Here is an 18,146-nt window from a genome sequence, read left to right as displayed (position 1 = left end):
ACAACGGCCTTCCGGTATCTTAAAAGGATCAAAAATGCCTCAATCGAAGGCACGCGTCACGGTCGAGACGCAGTCGAGATCCTTGAGCTGCGACAGAAGCTGGTTCAACTGCCTGAGATCCCAGACTTCGACATCCAGCGCCAGCTCGGAAAAATCCGTGCCGATGCGGACCATGTTGAGCCCTCGGATATTGACATCAAGCGTAGCGATCGATTGCGCCACGGAGGCGAGCGTGCCCGGCTCGTTCAGCGCATTGATCATCACCCGCGCCATGAAGCGCGACTTGTTCGCCTCATCGAGATCCCAGCGGACATCGATCCAGCGCTCCGGCTCGTCATCGAAACGCTGCAGCGCCGGCGCCTGAATGGGATAGATGGTGATGCCCTTGCCTTTTTCCATGATGCCGACGATGCGGTCACCCGGAACGGCGCCGGCCGCTCCGAAATGCACGTCGACATTGCCGGAAAGGCCGCGGATGGGCAGCGGGTCGGGTCCATCCAGCATTTCGGCCGCGCCGTCATCTTCCAGAACGGAGCGCGACTTTCCGGGGATCTTGAAGACCATGCCGGAGGCGCTGCGCATGTTGAACCAGCCGTCGTCGCCGGTCATCTTCACCGTAACGCGCTCGTCCTGATAATCCGGATAGACCGCACGCAGCACATCGAGCGAGGAAACCTCGCCGCGCCCAACGGCAGCGATCGCGTCTTCCACATCCTTCTGCGCCAGGCGATGCAGCACGGGCTTCAGCGCTTCGCGCGAGAAGGCCTTGCCGGCGCGCTCGAAGGTGCGTTCCAGAATACGATAACCGAGACCGGAATATTGCTTGCGGATGGCCATGCGGGTGGCGCGGCGGATGGCCGAACGAGCCTTGCCCGTCACCACCACCTCTTCCCATGCGGCAGGCGGCACCTGCACGCCTGAGCGGATGATCTCCACCTCGTCGCCATTGTTGAGCCGGGTCACGAGCGGCATGATCCGCCCGTTGATCTTGGCGCCAACCGTTGTGTCGCCGATATTGGTGTGCACCGCATAGGCGAAATCGATGGGGGTCGCACCGCGCGGCAGCGCAATCAGCTTGCCCTTGGGCGTGAAGCAGAACACCTGATCCTGGAACAGTTCCAGCTTGGTATGTTCGAGGAATTCTTCCGGGCTGTCGCCCTCGGCCAGCGATTCGATGGTGTGACGCAGCCAGGAATAGGCGTTGCTTTCCCGAGAGAGCAGGTCGCCCTCCCCGTTTTCCCCGTCCTTATAGAGCGCATGGGCGGCAATGCCGAATTCGGCGATCTCGTGCATGCGCTTGGTGCGGATCTGCAGCTCGATACGCTGGCGCGAGGGTCCGACGATGGTGGTGTGAATGGAGCGATAGTCGTTCTGCTTCGGCGTGGAGATGTAATCCTTGAAGCGACCCGGCACCACGCGCCACCGGGTGTGCACGATGCCCAGCGCCCGGTAGCAGGCCGGAATATCGTCCACCAGAATGCGGAAACCGTAGACATCCGAAAGCTGCTCGAAGGAAAGCGACTTCGCCTGCATCTTGCGGAAAACCGAATGGGGCTTTTTCTGCCGCCCTTTTACGTTGGCCCCGATCAGGCCGTTCGCTACGAGAAGCTCACGCAATTCGTCCTCGATCTTCTTGATCAGGCCTTCATTGCGCGTTTCCAGTTCCTGCAGGCGGTTGGTCACCGTCTCATAGGCTTCCGGGTTGAGATAACGGAAGGACAGGTCCTCCAGCTCGTCGCGCATGTCCTGCATACCCATGCGGCCGGCGAGCGGCGCATAGATTTCCATGGTCTCTTCGGAAATGCGGCTGCGCTTGTCAGCCGGCATATATTCCATGGTGCGCATATTGTGCAGGCGGTCGGCGAGCTTGACCAGAAGGACGCGCACGTCGTCGGAAATGGCAAGCAGCAGCTTGCGCAGATTTTCCGCCTGTTTCGCCTTGCGGGTGACGAGATCGAGCTTCTTGAGCTTGGTGAGGCCTTCCACAAGCCGGCCGATATCTTCGCCGAACAGCTCGTCGATTTCCGCGCGGGTGGCGGTGGTGTCCTCGATCGTATCGTGCAGCAGCGCCACCGCGATGGTCGATTCGTCGAGATGCATTTCTGTGAGGATCGCGGCAACTTCCAGCGGATGGGAGATATAGGGGTCGCCATTGGCCCGCTTCTGCTGGCCGTGTTTCTGCATGGCGTAAACATAGGCCTTGTTCAGCAGGGCCTCATTCGCATCCGGTTTGTATTTTTGAACCCGCTCGACGAGTTCGTATTGCCGCATCATGCGATATTCCACAAAAAGAAAGCGCGCCAACCTTGGGGTCGGCGCACAATGCTGCATCAATAGGGATCAGATTATGACGGCAACTATTGACAGACGGTAACCACCGCCTGCCAAAGGCGTCATAAAGTCAGATCAATAATCGTCATTTTTTTCCGGCGGCACAAGGCCTTCGATACCGGCCAGCAGTTCTTCTTCCGACATCTGGTCGAAAGTGACGGTTTCCGGCTGGTCGTCGTCTTCGCCATCGGCAATAGCGGAGGCGGCGAGCGTGACCGGATCGGGCTCGGGCTCGTCCACTTCCACATGCTTCTGCAGCGAATGGATGAGGTCTTCCTTCAGATCGTCGGGCGACAGCGTCTCATCAGCGATTTCGCGCAGCGCAACGACAGGGTTCTTGTCGTTATCGCGGTCAACCGTGATGGAAGAGCCCTGCGAAATCTGGCGCGCACGGTGGCTGGCGAGAAGCACCAGCTCGAAACGGTTGTCTACTTTATCAATGCAATCTTCTACTGTGACGCGGGCCATTGCCTGTCCTTTGCGGGTCGTAATGTCGTGGATCAGAGCGCCGTGCGTTCCCGGGGGTGCACAAGGGACACTCTAACCTATTGAATCTGTGCTTCGTGCCTTGAGAAAAACGCTGGATATTTTTCGCGACGATGCCTTCCAGCTTCCGATACAGCCATTGGCCGCGGAATTCAAGTTTTTCCTGTCTTTGGCGTCTTTTGGCACCTTATTGCCCATGTTTGGCGTCTGATGAACAAAATGTCTAGAAGAATTGTCTTGGAATACGGGGGAAGGTAGCTTACTTAAAACGCAACGGCGACGCGCAAAATTCGTTGATACGACATGATTTTTTGCGTTAGCGACCGGAAATAAAAGCCAGATAATGGCCTTTTCCAAAAAAAGGAATGGGATGGAATGTTCGATCCACGGGAGAAAATTGCGCTCTTCATAGACGGAGCCAATCTTTATGCAGCATCGAAAAGCCTGGGGTTCGATATTGACTATCGCAAGCTTCTGAAGGCGTTTCAGAAGCGTGGCTATCTGCTGCGCGCCTATTATTACACCGCGCTTATCGAAGATCAGGAATATTCCTCGATCCGCCCGCTGATCGACTGGCTGGATTATAACGGCTACAAGGTCGTGACCAAGCCCGCCAAGGAATTCACCGACGCACTCGGCCGCCGCAAGATCAAGGGCAATATGGACATCGAACTGGCAGTCGACGCCATGGAGCAGTCCGAGACCGTCGATCACCTGGTGCTGTTTTCCGGCGACGGCGATTTCACCACGCTGGTGGATGCGCTGCAGCGCAAGGGCCGCAAGGTTTCCGTGGTTTCCACCATGGCCACCCAGCCCGCCATGATCGCTGACGATCTGCGCCGCCAGGCCGATCACTTCATCGATCTGATGACGCTGAAGGCCGAAATCGGGCGCGACCCGAACGAGCGCCCCGTTCGTCACGCTGAAGGTCCAGAGACAGTCTGATTCGGTTTTTGTGCCGCTGATATTGCAAAACGCGTCCGTCCAAAAGACGGGCGCGTTTTTGTTTCAAGCGTCTCCAGCAGGACAAAATTCCTCTTAGAATTAACAAACATCAAATCCGGCCAGTCGAAATTATATCTTGATTAATTTTAGACGTGTCTAAATCACGCAACGGCGCCAGAGACGTGATTTGGGCGTCAGATCAGGATGATTAGACATGCATGGCCAAGAAAAAACCGACCGACAACTCGATGAAAGACTGAATTTTCTGGGGCTTGGCCACGGTGAACGGCAAAATCTTTCAGACATGAAGGGCGTCATCACCGGCTCTCTCGATGCTTCTCTCGATCGTTTTTATGCGAAGGTCCGCTCGGTGCCGGAGACCGCGAAATTCTTCGCGAACGACGCGCATGTACAGCACGCCAAGGCCATGCAGCTCAAACACTGGGCAAGGATCGCCTCCGGCACATTCAATGCGGATTATACCGATGCCGTGACCGCTATCGGCCGCACCCATGCAAGGCTCGGGCTGGAGCCCCGGTGGTACATCGGTGGTTATGCGCTGATGCTCGATGGCATCGTGAAGGCCCTGATCGAGTCCGAGTTGAAAGGCCTCTTCATGGAAAAGAAGGCCCGGAAGGTGAAGGACGCCCTGTCCGCCACTATCAAGGCCGCGCTTCTCGACATGGATTATTCGATCTCCGTGTATCTCGACGTGCTTGCCGCCGAGCGGCACAAGGTGGAGGCCGAACAGGCGCAGATGAAGAAGGAGCAGGAGCATGTTCTCGCACTGCTCAACAGCGCCCTCGACAGGCTGGCCAATGGCGACCTCACCTCCAGCATCGGTGAAAAGACCGCGCCGCAATTCCAGGGACTGATCGCCAATTTCAACGCCGCCGTCGGCAATCTCTCCGGCGCATTTGCGCAGATCGTCGAGGAAGCGAACAAGATTTCCGGCAATACGCGCGAACTGACGTCAGCGACCGACGACATGGCCCGCCGGACGGAGCAGCAGGCCGCGGCCCTTGAGGAAACCGCCGCCGCCGTCGAGGAAATCACCACCATTTCCAAATTGTCGGCGCAGCGTTCCGAAGAGGCCAAGGCCATCGTCGAAAGCTCGGCCGTTGAGGCCGCGCGCTCGCGCGATGTGGTGACGGAAGCGGTGAAGGCGATGGGGGCGATCGAGGACTCATCGCAGAAGATCACCCAGATCATCTCCGTCATCGACGAGATTTCGTTCCAGACCAATCTTCTGGCGCTGAATGCGGGCGTGGAAGCCGCGCGCGCCGGCGAAGCGGGCAAGGGTTTTGCCGTCGTTGCTCAGGAAGTGCGCGAACTGGCGCAGCGTTCAGCCAACGCCGCCAAGGAAATCAAGACCCTGATCTCCAAATCCTCCGCGGACGTGATGCAGGGCGTCTCGCTGGTCAACAAGACAGGCGAATCCTTGAATACGATCGGCAACAAGGTGGATCATATTCAGGAACATATCGCCTCGCTGACGAAGGCCGCGCAGGAGCAATCCGTCGGCATTCAGGAAATCAGCGCCGCTATCAACAGCATGGATAATCTGACCCAGAAGAATGCGGCGATGGTGGAAGAAACCAATGCGGCCACGCATAATCTGAGCGATGTCAGCGCCAATCTGGCGGCGCTCGTCAGCCGGTTCAGCGTCTCGGCAACGACGGCGCATGTGGAGCGGACATACCGGGCCGCGTGAGCAAGCGGCCGCCCCTGCTCTCCTCATTCCTGTGCTCGTTACGGGAGTGAGGTTTAGGCCTTAGGCCGCCCCACCTTTCAACAAGCGCGACTTCTGCCGGTTCCAGTCGCGTTCCTTCTCGGTCTCGCGCTTGTCGTGCAGCTTCTTGCCCTTGGCGAGCGCCAGTTCCAGCTTCGCGCGGCCCTTTTCGTTGAAATAGACTTTCAAGGGTACCAGCGTCATGCCTTCGCGGTTGATACCGGCGCGCAGGCGGTTGATCTCGCGCTTGCTCAAAAGCAGCTTGCGACGGCGGCGCGGCTCATGGTTGAAGCGGTTGGCCTGCAGATATTCCGGCAGGTGGGAATTGATGAGCCAGATTTCATCGCCCTCGTCCGACGCGTAGGATTCGGCGATATTCGCCTTGCCTTCGCGCAGCGACTTGACCTCGGTGCCGGTCAGCACGAGCCCTGCCTCGTAGGTATCAATGATCTCGTAGTTGAAACGGGCCTTGCGGTTTTCCGCAACGATCTTGTTCACCACGCGCTGGCTGCCTTTGGGGGCCATGATATTTCAATCCCTTGTTTTTCTTATTGCGCCTTCGGCTTACCGCCGAGAGCGGTTTTCGAACCTCTATTTAATGTTGTCGCCGCAAAAAGAAAAGGCGCGCCGAACGGCTTCTGTTTCGAAGCGGTCCATGGCGCGCCTTTTAGGTTTGCAGGCGTGTCTCAGTTCATCAGGCCCGCATGCTTCAGCGCCGCATCGATGGCCGCTTCCGTTGCCGGTTCCAGCGTGCTCATCAAGGGTGAACGGACCCGGCGATTGCCGCCGCGCGTCTTCGACAGGGCATATTTGGTGCCGCAGACGCCAGGCTCCATGAAGATGGCCTTGTGCAGCGGCATCAGGCGATCCTGATATTCCAGCGCCTTGGCGTAATCACCCGCGAGCATCGCCGCCTGGAATTCCGAACAGAGACGCGGCGCGACATTGGCGGAGACCGAAATGCAGCCGACGCCGCCATGGGCGTTGAAACCGAGCGCCGTACCATCCTCACCCGAAAGCTGAATGAAATCCTTGCCGCAGGAAATACGCTGTTCGGAAACGCGATCGATCTTGCCCGTCGCATCCTTCACACCCACGATGTTCTTATGCGCCTTGACCAGTGCGCCCATGGTTTCCGGCGACATATCCACCACCGAGCGCGGCGGGATATTGTAGATGACGATCGGCAGCTTCACCGCTTCTGCCACGGCGGAAAAATGGGCGAACAGGCCCTTCTGGGTCGGTTTGTTGTAATAGGGCGTCACCACCAGCAGCGCATCCGCGCCGGCCTCCTGCGCGTGCAACGCAAGCTCGATCGCCTCATCCGTATTGTTGGAGCCAGCGCCCGCAATGACCGGAACCCGTTTCGCCGCTACCTCGATGCACAGCTCGACCACACGTTTGTGTTCGTCGTGGGAGAGGGTTGGAGATTCCCCCGTCGTGCCGACAGGCACAAGTCCGCTGCTGCCTTCGGCGATCTGCCATTCCACATGGGCGGCAAATGCCTGTTCGTCCACGGCGCCATTGTCCGTGAACGGGGTAATGAGGGCGGGAATTGATCCCTTGAACATGCAAAGCTCCTGGCGCCGAGCCGGTTCATGCTTCGGCCGCATTCGATGGTTAAAACCGGCACACATTAGAGCCAGCCCTTGGCGCCGACAAGCGCAAAGGCAGCGTATTTTGTCCGAAATTGTCGGAAGTGTGACAGTCTCCCGACCGTGATCGGCAAGCGCAAAAGGCGGGCGCCGAAAAGAGACGTCGCTCGCGGGCCGGTGAATAAAAGTTGATTGAATTGCGGGGCGGGAATTAAGATTTCATTAAGGCTGAAATCCCAAGATTCCGGTGCGGGGCATCAGACCGTTTTCGGCAATCCCGCTGCAATGAAGCGATATTACAAGAAAGTCGACAAATCCGTTACACGATGAAGAGCGGCATGAAAAAGACAGTCTGGGGATTGATGGCGGCGGGCCTTGCCGCAACCGTTTGGAACGCATTGGCCGGACCGCTGCCGGAAGGTGCGGCGCCGCTTCCCTATGTCAAGCCGAATGCACCTGCTGTTCCGGCCTTCATGCCGGCCTCGCCCGAGATCACCGGCGCCATACCGCGCCTCAGCCGCCCCGATGACACAAGCCAGTTGAAGGCGGGTCTCGACGCGCTTTCGAGCCGTGATGCGGCCCGCGCGATTGCGCTGCGCAACACCATGCCGAACGGCAGCCTTGACCGCCATATCCTCACCTGGGCTATTGCCGTTTCCGGCCAGAAGGACGTCGCTTCCGCCGAAATCGCCGCCGCCCAGCGCGAGCTCTCCGGCTGGCCGGGTGCAGCGACGCTGCGCGCCAATTCCGAAAAGGCGCTTTACCGCGAAGATCCGCCCACGCCCCAGGTGCTTGCCGCCTTCGGCAATAGCCGTCCGGAAACCGCCGAAGGCACCGTGGTGTTCGCCAAGGCGCTCGCCTCCTCCGGTAAAGCTGCCGAATCCCAAAGTCTCATTCGCCAGCTCTGGGTCAGCGAAGGCATGGACAAGGACATGGAAGACCGTGTGCTTGACGAGTTTCCCACCTATCTGACGCCCGCCGATCACAAGGCGCGCATGGACTATCTGATGTATCGCAGTCGCATCAGCCAGGCGAAGCGTTTTGGGGATCTCGGTAAGGCGCAGTCGCTTTACAACGCCTGGGCGGCCGTGCTGCAGCGCTCCGCAACCGCAACCGCGCTCCTCGGCAAGGTCGACGCCTCCTGGCGTAGCGACCCTGCTTATCTCTTCGCGCGGGTGGAAAACCTGCGCAACCAGCAGAAATACCCCGAAGCAGCAGCCCTTCTGCGACAGGCGCCGAAGGAAGCCGCCAAGCTTGTCAATCCCGGCGAATGGTGGAATGAGCGCCGCATCATCGCCCGCGGCGTCGCCGATCTCGGTGATTTCGCCGAAGCCTATCGCATCGTCGCCAATCATTCTGCCACCTCGGCGGTCGATACCGCCGATGCGGAGTTCCATGCCGGCTGGTATGCGTTAAGAGCGCTGCACGACCCGGCGACGGCTTCGCGTCACTTCAATACGCTGCTTCAGACCTCCAACCGGCCGCTCTCGGCGTCGCGCGCCTATTATTGGCTAGGTCGGGCGGCGGAAGCGGGCGGGCCGGGCGATGCCCGCGACTTCTTCACCAAGGCAGCCGCTCATCCCGGCACGTTTTACGGCCAGCTCGCCGCAGCGCGAATCGGCGCTAAAACATTAAACGTCACCTATCCGAGCCCCAGCACCAGCGACCGGGAACGTTTCGCCGGCCGCGAAGCCGTGCGCGCCATCGACCGGCTGGAAGCCGCCGGTTACGGCTGGCGCGCCGACAGCCTTTACCGGTCGCTTGCCGAACAGCTCGACAGTCCCGGTGAGCTTGCCATTCTGGCGGCAAGGGCGGAGGGCAACGGCAATCATCAGGTTTCGCTGCAGATCGGCAAGACGGCCTTCAGCCGCGGCATCGATGCGGCGGCGCTCGCCTATCCGCTCGGCGTCATTCCCGCCAGCGCCAATATTGCCGGCTCCGGCAAGGCGCTCGCCTATGCGATTGCCCGGCAGGAAAGCGCGTTCAATCCAGCCGCCGTCTCCGCCGCCAATGCCCGCGGCCTGCTGCAGCTGCTGCCGGGAACCGCCAAGGGCGTGGCCGGCCGCCATGGCCTGCCCTACACGCAGGCGATGCTGACCAGCGATGCGGGCTATAACGCCACGCTCGGCGCGCATTATCTCGGTGAACAGATCGACAGCTTCGGTGGATCCTACATCCTCACCTTCATCGCCTATAATGCCGGACCGAAGCGCGTGCCGGAATGGATCTCCCGATATGGCGACCCGCGCGGCAAGCCGATCGACGAGGTGGTCGACTGGATCGAACGCATCCCCTTCCCCGAAACGCGCAATTACGTGCAGCGGGTGATGGAGAATTATCAGGTCTACAAGACACGGCTGGGGCAACCGGCCGATATCGTTGATGACCTGCGCCATGGGCGTGCGGGATAAGGCAGCAGTCTTCCGACAATCGCTGATCGTTCTAAAACATTCAAGCATCGGTTCGCCGGTGCTTTTTTGTTTTCCGTGTTTGAATAACGCCTCTCAGCGCCGGAAGCCATCAAACGAAAAACCCCGGCATTTCTGCCGGGGTTTCCATCACTGACAATGTCAGATCAGATTAGAACGTGCGCTGAAGGCGGACGAAGCCGGTCCAGCTGTCGCCAGTCGGTCCATCGACGTCCTGGTAGTTGGCGGTAACCTTGGCATCCAGACCCTGGGTGATCTTGTAATCAACCGTCAGGCCAGCGCGCCATGCATCGTTGTCGCCGGTGAAGTCGCCGTCCGGAGCGATGTCGATCGTGCCGAGGTACTGAGCAGCAGGCGTAATGGTCAGCTTGTCAGTTGCCTTGATTGCGTATTCAGCAGCAACTGCCCACTCGGACTCTTCGTAGTAGTAGTTTGCGCCAGAAGCCCAAACGCCAGAGAGACCGAAGGTGCCGGGACCGATGTCAGCATACAGGATAGCGCGGATTGCGCCGTTTTCCTGGTCCGTGTCGTAGGAGCCGAGCAGGTTTGCAGAGATCGCACCGAACTTGGCGCCGATGATACCGCTGACGCCGACGTTGTTCGGGCCTTCGAAGACGCCACCCTTGGCAACGCCGAGGTTGGACGTGCCGTCACGTACGGAGTCGAGCTCTTCAACGCTGATACCTGCGTAGAACGAACCAGCGTCGTAGGTGTAACGCAGAGCGTTGCCACGAGTGGTGTTCGAAGACAGGATATCGGTTTCGCCGGAGAGATCGTCATCCCACCAGGTGTACATGTAACCGACCTTCAGGCCGCCGAGTTCGATGAAAGCCTGGTCGACGTTGACGCCACGGTCGCTGTCGTTGTCAGCCTGACCGCGCAGACCGATGTAGCCGCGCAGAGCGCCAAGCTCGGTGTCGGTGCGGGTGTCGATGTTGAACTGGGCGCGCGTGAACGAGTTCCAGTCAGACGTACCGGACTTGTTACGGCCGAAGTCGGTCTGGAAACGGATGTAACCGTCGAACTTCAGGCAAGTTTCGGTGCCGGGGATGTAGAAGAAGCCGGTTCCGAAAGCGTCGCAAACGCGAACGTATTCCAGGGGCTCAGGCTCAGCAGCGACGATAGCGTCGGCAGCGTGAGCGCCGGATACTGCTGCGAGAGCCGCAGCGGAGCCGATGAGAAGGCTCTTGATGTTCATGGTTGACCTCCAGTCAAACGCTTAATCTTCTAAGCAGCGGGTGGGAAAGCACTTCAGAAATGCGTGCCGCTTATGGAGATGATTAGAGCCAAAACCGGTCGCTCAGGCAATCGTAATCATGACAGAAGGAAGACAGTAAGGTGTCCTTAGTTTTCCATTGTTGCGAAATAGCTACAATTCTAACCGACCGCCCCTCACTTCTTAAAAAAACGTTAATAAGCAATTATTTTCAAGTGCTTAACGAGCGAAAAGTCCACCCCAACAGCCGGAAGCCAATCCTTCCTCCAAAATCCTGACACAACCGGGCCATGAGAAATTGTCCAAAAGACGATTGCAGCGTCCGAGAATCAACTCTTTATCCAAGCGAGAGAGGAACAGCTCTTGCAGCTTACAGTTTGAAGTTCCCCTGATAACGAATCACAAAGAGCGCGACAGCTACCTTCGCAAAAGCCGATCGAAGCATCGATCCACGCGCTGCTACAGATTTCTTCAAACGAAAAACCCCGGCATTTCTGCCGGGGCTTCCATCACTGACGATGTCAGATCAGATTAGAACTTGCGCTGAAGGCGAACGAAACCAGTCCAGCTGTCGCCACCGCCGTTAACACCTTCGGTGCCATCGACGTCCTGGTAGTTAACAGCGATCTTCGTGGAGAGACCCTGGGTGATCTTGTAGTCCACGGTAACGCCAGCGCGCCATGCGTCGCGGTCGCCGGTGAAGTCACCATCCGTACCGATGTCCAGAGTACCGAAGTACTGAGCGCCGGGGGTGATGGTCAGCTTGTCGGTTGCCTTGATGGCGTATTCAGCAGCAACTGCCCACTCAGACTCTTCGTAGTAAGCGTTTGCGCCAGAAGCCCATACGCCGGAGAGACCAAAGGTGCCCGGGCCGATATCAGCCGTCAGGATACCGCGGATAGCGCCGTTTTCAGCGTCGGTGTCGTAACCGCCGAGAACCTTGAGGTTCACGCCACCAAACTTGGCGCCAACGATTGCACTGATGCCAACGTTGTTGTCGCGCTGACCGTTGATTACGGTCCAGTTCAGCTGCGAAACACCGAGGTTGTTAGAGAGGTTGTTACCGCCATCGATCGTTACGCCGTTACCAGCAACAACGCGCTCCAGTTCTTCAACTGCAACGCCAACGTAGAAGGAGCCGGCATCGTAGGTGTAACGGATAGCGTTCAGGCGGGTGTTGTTCGAAGAGAGGATATCGGTTTCGCCAGAGAGACCGTCATCCCACCAGTTGTAGTAATAACCGACCTTCAGGCCGCCGAGTTCGATGAAAGCCTGGTCGACGTTGACGCCGCGGCTCGAGTCGTTGTTGGCGTCGCCACGGAAGCCGATGTAACCGCGCAGAGCGCCAAGCTCGGTGTCGGTGCGGGTGTCGATGTTGAACTGGGCGCGCGTGAACGAGTTCCAGTCAGACGTACCGGACTTGTTACGGCCGAAGTCGGTCTGGAAACGGATGTAACCGTCGAACTTCAGGCAGGTTTCGGTGCCGGGGATGTAGAAGAAGCCGGTGCCGAAAGCGTCGCAAACGCGAACGTATTCCAGGGGCTCAGGCTCAGCAGCGACGATAGCGTCGGCAGCGTGAGCGCCGGATACTGCTGCGAGAGCCGCAGCGGAGCCGATGAGAAGGCTCTTGATGTTCATGGTTGACCTCCAGTCAAAGTTTTTAAGTGGGTCTGGGTACTTTCGCTGAAGGACAGCATTCCCTGCCCCATTCCCGTGTTCTTAGAAGCCAAACGATCCACCGCCTCGCTTCTGGTGGTGAAAATACAAAAGGTTTCGCCGCTTGCAATCGCCAACATCCGATAAATAGCATTTACGTATATGCTTCATTTCGGTTTGTTGCGGAAACAACACACAGTGCGCAGCCGGCCGGCAGGCAGCTTTACCTCGCGTTAAGAAATTGCTTGAAAATCCGTTAGTTAGCGAGGTTAACAAGGTCTTTCTAAACTACCGGCCTTTTCGGCCAAACCTTGCCTCTCCCGGCAAGGATGATGGAAACTTCTGCTTCGTCACACCCCTGCACCTGACATGCCGCGACGGCGCTCATGGAGAAACGATAGAAAACCATGCCGTTTGCCGCCGATTCCTCGCGCAACGATTCGACGCGCTTGCCCAGCACCGGTTACGATACTGCCCGCACGATAATTGAAGCCGACACCGCCAAGCCTCTTGATTCGCTCGTTTCTTCCATAATCGAAACATGGAGGGCGCGGACCTCTGCGGCTTCATGGTGCGGGGTCGACATGGCTGTCGCGCACCGATGCACGAAGCGCGGGTCGGCTATGACTTGGAGCTGGTGGATATGTAGGGGTGACGTTTCCGGTCTGTGCCGAAGTGGCGGAGAGGATGGGATTCGAACCCACGATACGCTTTTGACGTATACTCCCTTAGCAGGGGAGCGCCTTCGACCACTCGGCCACCTCTCCGGTGCGGCCTGATTATTGCGTAAAAAAAATGATTGCAAGGCTTTTTCGCCAAGAAGCACAAAAACCTGTTGGCTGGACATCGGCCCCGCGAAACTTTGCAGGCCTTTCGGGAACTTCTTGACCGACCGTACGTTCTCGCTTCGGTAACAAAAGAGGTGTTCTAATGGCTCAGACCAAACTGAATGTTGTCGAAGACACGATCGAAAACCAGATTTCGGAGTTGCGCTCGCAGATCGCATCCCTCTCCAAATCCGTTTCCGCCCGCGCGGAAGGAGTAAGCGAGGATGCATCGGAATTTCTGGATGAGGCGCGCGGACGCGTCCGCAAGGCCGCGAGTAATGTGCGCGCCCAGGGCCAGAATGTCGTGGAAGCGGTCAAGGAAAATCCCGGCACGGCAACCTCCCTGCTGACGATCGTTGGCGCACTCGGTTTTGCCATCGGTTATGCCGTCGGCACAAGCACACAGCAGAACTCGTCGAACAGCAGCCTTTATCGCTGGCGCTGATCGCTACATGGAACTAAAATTCAGGCAAGGCGGGTCAACCCTGCCTTGCCTTTCCGTATGGGTTTGAAATGGATGAATGGGGGCGGATATGCGGTTCAGCGACGATCTTGAAACGGCTTTGTCGGATTTTGCGAGGGATCACGGCATAGACAGGGATGAGGCCATCCAGCGCATCATTCGCGCCGCCCTTATCAATAGCGGTTATCTCGCCTCCGGCGAAGAAGGTATTCCGCCGGAAAAGCTGAACGCCAGCAACGACGACTGAATTAATAGCCAGACCGGGATGGCGCAGGCGCTGCCCCGCCCTTGTAACGGGCCGACAGCGCACGCAGGGTATTGGCAAATTCCGTGACATCCGCCCCGACGGCGACGAAGGACGCGCCGAGTTCGAGATAACGGCGATTATAGGTTTCATTAAAGGTGAGAATGCCGGCAGCCTTGCCCGCCTTGACGATCTTGACGATGGCCGCCTCAATCACCGCCTGAACTTCCGGCTCGTCTATGCGGCCGAGATAACCCATATCCGCGGCCAGATCCGCCGGGCCGATGAAGACGCCGTCCACACCCTCCACAACGAGAATATTATCGAGATCGTTGATCGCCGCGCGCGTTTCGGCCTGCACCAGCAGGCAGACGCTATCGGAGGCGCTGTCGGCATAGTCGGTTATTGTGTTGAAGGCGGAAGCGCGGGCAACGGCCGCGCCCATGCCGCGAATGCCGCGCGGCGGATAATGCATGGCGCTGACCAGATCCGTGGCCTGGGCGGCCGAATCAACCATCGGCACGAGAAGTGTGCGCGCACCCGCATCCAGAAGTTGCTTGATCATCCAGCTTTCGCCGACCGGCACGCGCACCACCGGCTCGGCAGGTGATGTGACAAGCGCGCGCAGCTGGTCGATGATGCTGCGCAGATCGTTCGGCCCATGCTCGCCGTCGATCACCAGCCAGTCGAACCCCGCCGTACCGGCGATTTCCGCCGTGATGGCCTCGCCCATATCGAGCCAGAGGCCGATCTGCGGCTTGCCGGCATGGATGGCGGTTTTGAAACGGTTTTCGGGAGCAGGCATGATATCCTCAGGAAAGCAGTAATTTCAGATCGGCGGAGAAGTCCGCCAGGATGGCGCGATCCGGCTCCGCGCCGGTATCGAGCAGTTTCTTGCCGGCAACATAGGCCTTGGCGTCATTGACGGCATCGACGGCGACGAATCGTCCATCGCGGAAATACCAGACGGACCAGCTGCCTTCGCGCACACCGGGCCGGAGCACCGTCTCGTCGTAACCCAGGTTGAAGCCGGCAATCTGCAGCTTGGCGTCATATTGATCCGACCAGAACCACGGTTTCGGATCATAGGCGGTTTCAGCCCCGGTGAGCACGGCAGCGGTCGCCTCCGCCTGATCGACCGCATTCTGTACCGATTCGAGACGCACATGCTGGCCTCGCCACGGCAGCAGCGCGCAATCGCCCACCGCATGAATGGCGCTGTCGGATGTGCGGGTATGGTCGTCCACCACGATGCCATTGCCGACATCGAGGCCCGATTCGCGGGCAAGGCGGTCATTCGGCGTCACGCCGATGCCGACGATGACGAAATCGACATCCAGCATCGAGCCGTCGGAGAGTTCGGCAGCGGCCACCCGGCCTTCCATGCCGACAAGGCGCACAAGGCCGGTCTTTTCGCGGATGGAGACGCCATGGGCCTGATGGATGCCGCGCATGATATCGGCGGTTTCTTTCGCCGCCACGCGCTGCAGAATGCGGTCAGCCATCTCGATCAAGGTCACCTCGAGGCCGAGCTTGCGGGCGACGGCGGCCGCTTCAAGGCCGATATAACCGCCGCCGATCACCAGCAGCCTGCGGCCGGGCTTCATCTCCTCCATCAGCCGGTCGGCGTCGCGCTTGTCGCGAACAGTCAGGACGCCTTCGAGATCACCACCGATGCTGGCGGGCAGCTGGCGGGGTGCGGCCCCGGTTGCCAGCACCAGCCTGTCATAAGAAAGCGTGCTGCCGTCCTGCATGCGCACGGCTTTTTTAGCGCGGTCTATCTCCTCCGCCCAGGCGGAAAGCCGGATATCGACATTGTTTTCGGCGTACCATTCCTCCGGGCGAAACATCAGCCGGTCGAAACTCATCTCGCCGAGAAGATATTTTTTGGAGAGCGGCGGCCGCTGGTAAGGATAGGCGTCCTCGGAACCGATGATGGTGATGGGGCGCTCATCCTTCAGCGCCCGCAGCTTCGACGCCAGCGCGAAAGCGGCCTGCCCCGCCCCGACGATTACCAGCCTTCCCGTCACAGCTCACTCCCAGAACAACCACGAAGCGCCGATCCTGCCGACCCTCGCGAAGCCATATTACCGGATCAGGCGTAACGCCAAGTACGGCCCCAGTCAACCGCGCAGCGACGCCAGCCCGGTGCAAGCATGACGCATTATCAGCACAGGCTGCGGCACGACTGCAACCTGATGGGATCGAACGCATTTCCATAGTGGAAACATCGGCTTCCCGAGGGGATTGGTCGAGATCGACACAGACTAGAGATAATTGCGCGCATTTCCTTCATGCCCTGGCAAGGAAGCGGCGTTAAAATCGGCACGAAAGAGGCAATCCGGGAGGTTGTCATGGCTTTACATATGGATATCAGTCAGAACGTCCCCCAGGACGAGATGTACGAGAAATTTCAGATCGACCGGCCCGGCAAGATCACCTTCATCGGGCATCATCTCAGCGCCAAGGACACCATGCGTTGCCTGGTGCGCACCATTTCCCTCTACGGCGCCGAGCTGGATGTCAGCCCTGATCTGGAAATGCCGGCCAATTTCTATCTGGAAATTCTTGGCATCCGCGACGAGATCGGCTGCACGCTGATCCGCCGCGAGGAAGAAAAGGTCACGATCGGCTTCAACATGCTGATCGATGCGGAATTCCTGCACCATGTGCGGCGCCTGAGCTTCGAGACCAGCGTCTGACCTTGTCGCGATAGGCCTATGGTTTTTTCCATCTCTTCTCAGCGATGGAAAATTCTGTTCCAAAACAGCCATGCCGCAACCGGCCGCGCCTTGCGTCCGGTTTTTTTGCACCTATTGTGAGCCGGGTTTTAAACACAGGTACCGGAACTCTGAAGCCAATGTCCGCTTTTTCACGCCTTACACCACTTGCCGTCTCGCTTCCCTCCACCGTTCCCTTCGTCGGCCCCGAGGCCATCGAGCGGAACCGCGGCTTGAAGGTGGAGGCGCGAATCGGCGCAAACGAAAGCGGCTTCGGCCCCGCCCCTTCCGTACTGCTGGCCATGCGCGATGCGGCAGCGGAAACCTGGATGTATAGCGATCCGGAAAATTTCGAGCTGAAGGAAGCGCTTGCCATCCACCACGGCGTTGCGCGCGGCAATATTGCCATCGGCAGCGGGGTTGATGGATTGCTGGGCGAGATCGCCAGGCTGATCGTCGAGCCGGGCACGCCTGTCGTCACCTCGTTTGGCGGCTATCCCACTTTCAATTACCATGTGAACGGTTTTGGCGGGAGACTCGTCACCACGCCTTATGTTGACGATCACGAAGACCTCGACGGCCTTCTCGACCTCGTTAACAGGGAAAATGCGCCGCTCGTCTATTTCGCCAATCCTGATAATCCGATGGGAAGCTGGTGGGAAGCGAGCGAGGTGGTTGCCTTTGCCCGCGCATTGCCGGAAACCTGCCTGCTCATTCTGGACGAAGCCTATTGCGAGACCGCGCCCGCGAGCGCCGTTCCGGCCATCGATGCGCTGATCGGCCAGCCGAACATCCTGCGCATGCGCACCTTCTCGAAAGCCTATGGACTCGCCGGCGCGCGCGTGGGTTACGCCATCGGCACGCTCGGCAATGTCGAAGCCTTCGACAAGATCCGCAACCATTTCGGCATGGCGCGCATTTCGGTCGCCGGCGCCTTGGCGGCGCTGAAGGACCAGGCCTATCTGCATGAAGTCGTTGGCAAAATCTCCGCGGCCCGCGAGCGGATTTCGGTAATCGCCCGCGAGAACGGCCTTTCACCGCTCCCCTCCGCCACCAATTTCGTCACCATCGATTGCCACCGCGATGGTGCTTACGCCCGCGCCATCGTCGATGGGTTGATGGAGCATGGTGTGTTCATCCGCATGCCGGGTGTTGCGCCGCTCAACCGCTGCATCCGCGTGAGCGTGGGGCCGGATGACAAGCTTGATCTTTTCGAACAGGCGCTGCCGAAGGTTCTCAAGGCGATCGGGTAAGTTCCCAACCAACCCTCATTCCTGTGCTCGTCACAGGAATGAGGGTTGGAAAGTCCGCACTTGCGCGCATCGATTCAACATCCTCCCGCAAACCCCTGCCCAGGAATCATTTTCCGGCAACGAGAGCTCACCAGACATAAGAAAACCGCGCCGGCCTTGTTCCTGCCGGTCGCGGTTTGATGTGTCAGCGCAAAAGCCCTTTTCAAAGCCCTCGCCGCGTTCCCCTTCGGGTTTACTTTCGTTTTGACC

At 58.9% G+C, this 18,146-nt stretch carries 15 protein-coding genes and 1 tRNA gene; 7 read left to right on the top strand and 9 right to left on the bottom strand.

Annotation, left to right across the window (positions count from 1 at the left end; all coding sequences use genetic code 11):
- Positions 1-39: 39 nt before the first annotated feature.
- Positions 40-2,274, bottom strand: a complete 2,235-nt coding sequence (locus WDZ78_RS12365; RefSeq protein WP_026363476.1) for a RelA/SpoT family protein — start codon at positions 2,272-2,274, stop codon at positions 40-42.
- A 132-nt stretch (positions 2,275-2,406) separates the two neighbouring features.
- A complete protein-coding gene (rpoZ, locus tag WDZ78_RS12360) occupies positions 2,407-2,799 on the bottom strand; it encodes a DNA-directed RNA polymerase subunit omega (protein ID WP_020009554.1) in 393 nt (130 codons plus the stop codon).
- A 393-nt stretch (positions 2,800-3,192) separates the two neighbouring features.
- On the opposite strand from rpoZ, the gene WDZ78_RS12355 reads away from it, so the two are divergent.
- Both WDZ78_RS12355 and WDZ78_RS12350 read left to right on the top strand, forming a co-directional pair.
- The gene (locus WDZ78_RS12355) at positions 3,193-3,762 is read left to right on the top strand and encodes an NYN domain-containing protein (RefSeq protein WP_003509957.1); all 570 of its coding nucleotides are present in this window, start codon (positions 3,193-3,195) and stop codon (positions 3,760-3,762) included.
- 214 nt (positions 3,763-3,976) lie between these two features.
- Entirely contained in the window at positions 3,977-5,476 is a 1,500-nt protein-coding gene (locus tag WDZ78_RS12350) for a methyl-accepting chemotaxis protein (protein ID WP_425673166.1), read from the top strand.
- Between the two features lie 60 nt (positions 5,477-5,536).
- Here the strand turns inward: WDZ78_RS12350 and smpB are convergent, their stop codons facing one another.
- Together smpB and dapA are read right to left on the bottom strand one after the other, a co-directional pair.
- On the bottom strand, positions 5,537-6,019 hold the full coding sequence (smpB, locus tag WDZ78_RS12345; protein WP_425673165.1) for an SsrA-binding protein SmpB: 483 nt from the start codon (positions 6,017-6,019) through the stop codon (positions 5,537-5,539).
- A 161-nt stretch (positions 6,020-6,180) separates the two neighbouring features.
- Positions 6,181-7,065 (bottom strand): 4-hydroxy-tetrahydrodipicolinate synthase, encoded by an 885-nt coding sequence (dapA, locus tag WDZ78_RS12340; RefSeq protein ID WP_026363477.1) that lies wholly within the window; start codon positions 7,063-7,065, stop codon positions 6,181-6,183.
- A 362-nt stretch (positions 7,066-7,427) separates the two neighbouring features.
- On the opposite strand from dapA, the gene WDZ78_RS12335 reads away from it, so the two are divergent.
- Positions 7,428-9,500, top strand: a complete 2,073-nt coding sequence (locus WDZ78_RS12335; RefSeq protein WP_425673164.1) for a lytic transglycosylase domain-containing protein — start codon at positions 7,428-7,430, stop codon at positions 9,498-9,500.
- A gap of 169 nt (positions 9,501-9,669) precedes the next feature.
- Here WDZ78_RS12335 and WDZ78_RS12330 read toward each other — a convergent pair whose 3' ends face one another.
- The 3 genes from WDZ78_RS12330 to WDZ78_RS12320 all read right to left on the bottom strand — a co-directional run bounded on the left by WDZ78_RS12330 (position 9,670) and on the right by WDZ78_RS12320 (position 13,157).
- Positions 9,670-10,716 carry a porin gene (locus WDZ78_RS12330; protein ID WP_088567167.1) on the bottom strand — a complete coding sequence of 349 codons (1,047 nt, stop codon included), beginning with the start codon at positions 10,714-10,716 and terminating at the stop codon, positions 9,670-9,672.
- A gap of 549 nt (positions 10,717-11,265) precedes the next feature.
- Positions 11,266-12,372 (bottom strand): porin, encoded by a 1,107-nt coding sequence (locus WDZ78_RS12325; RefSeq protein ID WP_425673163.1) that lies wholly within the window; start codon positions 12,370-12,372, stop codon positions 11,266-11,268.
- Positions 12,373-13,066: 694 nt separating this feature from the next.
- Positions 13,067-13,157: transfer RNA gene (locus tag WDZ78_RS12320), tRNA-Ser, on the bottom strand.
- Positions 13,158-13,320: 163 nt separating this feature from the next.
- Here WDZ78_RS12320 and WDZ78_RS12315 point away from each other — a divergent pair.
- Both WDZ78_RS12315 and WDZ78_RS12310 read left to right on the top strand, forming a co-directional pair.
- A complete protein-coding gene (locus tag WDZ78_RS12315) occupies positions 13,321-13,662 on the top strand; it encodes a hypothetical protein (protein ID WP_020009757.1) in 342 nt (113 codons plus the stop codon).
- A gap of 88 nt (positions 13,663-13,750) precedes the next feature.
- Positions 13,751-13,927 (top strand): hypothetical protein, encoded by a 177-nt coding sequence (locus WDZ78_RS12310; RefSeq protein ID WP_162993007.1) that lies wholly within the window; start codon positions 13,751-13,753, stop codon positions 13,925-13,927.
- Position 13,928: 1 nt separating this feature from the next.
- On the opposite strand, the gene WDZ78_RS12305 is transcribed toward WDZ78_RS12310, so the two are convergent.
- On the bottom strand, positions 13,929-14,729 hold the full coding sequence (locus tag WDZ78_RS12305; protein ID WP_425673162.1) for an aldolase/citrate lyase family protein: 801 nt from the start codon (positions 14,727-14,729) through the stop codon (positions 13,929-13,931).
- Between the two features lie 7 nt (positions 14,730-14,736).
- Positions 14,737-15,954: an NAD(P)/FAD-dependent oxidoreductase gene (locus WDZ78_RS12300; RefSeq protein WP_425673161.1), complete on the bottom strand. Its 1,218-nt coding sequence runs from the start codon at positions 15,952-15,954 to the stop codon at positions 14,737-14,739.
- Between the two features lie 324 nt (positions 15,955-16,278).
- On the opposite strand from WDZ78_RS12300, the gene WDZ78_RS12295 reads away from it, so the two are divergent.
- A complete protein-coding gene (locus tag WDZ78_RS12295) occupies positions 16,279-16,626 on the top strand; it encodes a hypothetical protein (RefSeq protein ID WP_026363515.1) in 348 nt (115 codons plus the stop codon).
- Positions 16,627-16,784: 158 nt separating this feature from the next.
- The gene (locus WDZ78_RS12290) at positions 16,785-17,897 is read left to right on the top strand and encodes a pyridoxal phosphate-dependent aminotransferase (protein WP_060723988.1); all 1,113 of its coding nucleotides are present in this window, start codon (positions 16,785-16,787) and stop codon (positions 17,895-17,897) included.
- Positions 17,898-18,146 lie beyond the last annotated feature (249 nt).

Source organism: Agrobacterium sp. M50-1 (genome assembly GCF_049843495.1).
Lineage (GTDB): Bacteria > Pseudomonadota > Alphaproteobacteria > Rhizobiales > Rhizobiaceae > Agrobacterium > Agrobacterium radiobacter.
Note: the sequence above shows the minus strand (reverse complement) of the source record. Positions and strands in the feature narration are given on the sequence as shown.

Excerpts from the sequence above, each read along its gene's own strand:
- WDZ78_RS12365 (WP_026363476.1), bottom strand. The coding sequence starts at position 2,274 with ATGATGCGGCAATACGAACTCGTCGAGCGGGTTCAAAAATACAAACCG.
- rpoZ (WP_020009554.1), bottom strand. The coding sequence starts at position 2,799 with ATGGCCCGCGTCACAGTAGAAGATTGCATTGATAAAGTAGACAACCGT.
- WDZ78_RS12355 (WP_003509957.1), top strand. The coding sequence starts at position 3,193 with ATGTTCGATCCACGGGAGAAAATTGCGCTCTTCATAGACGGAGCCAAT.
- WDZ78_RS12350 (WP_425673166.1), top strand. The coding sequence starts at position 3,977 with ATGCATGGCCAAGAAAAAACCGACCGACAACTCGATGAAAGACTGAAT.
- smpB (WP_425673165.1), bottom strand. The coding sequence starts at position 6,019 with ATGGCCCCCAAAGGCAGCCAGCGCGTGGTGAACAAGATCGTTGCGGAA.
- dapA (WP_026363477.1), bottom strand. The coding sequence starts at position 7,065 with ATGTTCAAGGGATCAATTCCCGCCCTCATTACCCCGTTCACGGACAAT.
- WDZ78_RS12335 (WP_425673164.1), top strand. The coding sequence starts at position 7,428 with ATGAAAAAGACAGTCTGGGGATTGATGGCGGCGGGCCTTGCCGCAACC.
- WDZ78_RS12330 (WP_088567167.1), bottom strand. The coding sequence starts at position 10,716 with ATGAACATCAAGAGCCTTCTCATCGGCTCCGCTGCGGCTCTCGCAGCA.
- WDZ78_RS12325 (WP_425673163.1), bottom strand. The coding sequence starts at position 12,372 with ATGAACATCAAGAGCCTTCTCATCGGCTCCGCTGCGGCTCTCGCAGCA.
- WDZ78_RS12315 (WP_020009757.1), top strand. The coding sequence starts at position 13,321 with ATGGCTCAGACCAAACTGAATGTTGTCGAAGACACGATCGAAAACCAG.
- WDZ78_RS12310 (WP_162993007.1), top strand. The coding sequence starts at position 13,751 with ATGCGGTTCAGCGACGATCTTGAAACGGCTTTGTCGGATTTTGCGAGG.
- WDZ78_RS12305 (WP_425673162.1), bottom strand. The coding sequence starts at position 14,729 with ATGCCTGCTCCCGAAAACCGTTTCAAAACCGCCATCCATGCCGGCAAG.
- WDZ78_RS12295 (WP_026363515.1), top strand. The coding sequence starts at position 16,279 with ATGGCTTTACATATGGATATCAGTCAGAACGTCCCCCAGGACGAGATG.
- WDZ78_RS12290 (WP_060723988.1), top strand. The coding sequence starts at position 16,785 with ATGTCCGCTTTTTCACGCCTTACACCACTTGCCGTCTCGCTTCCCTCC.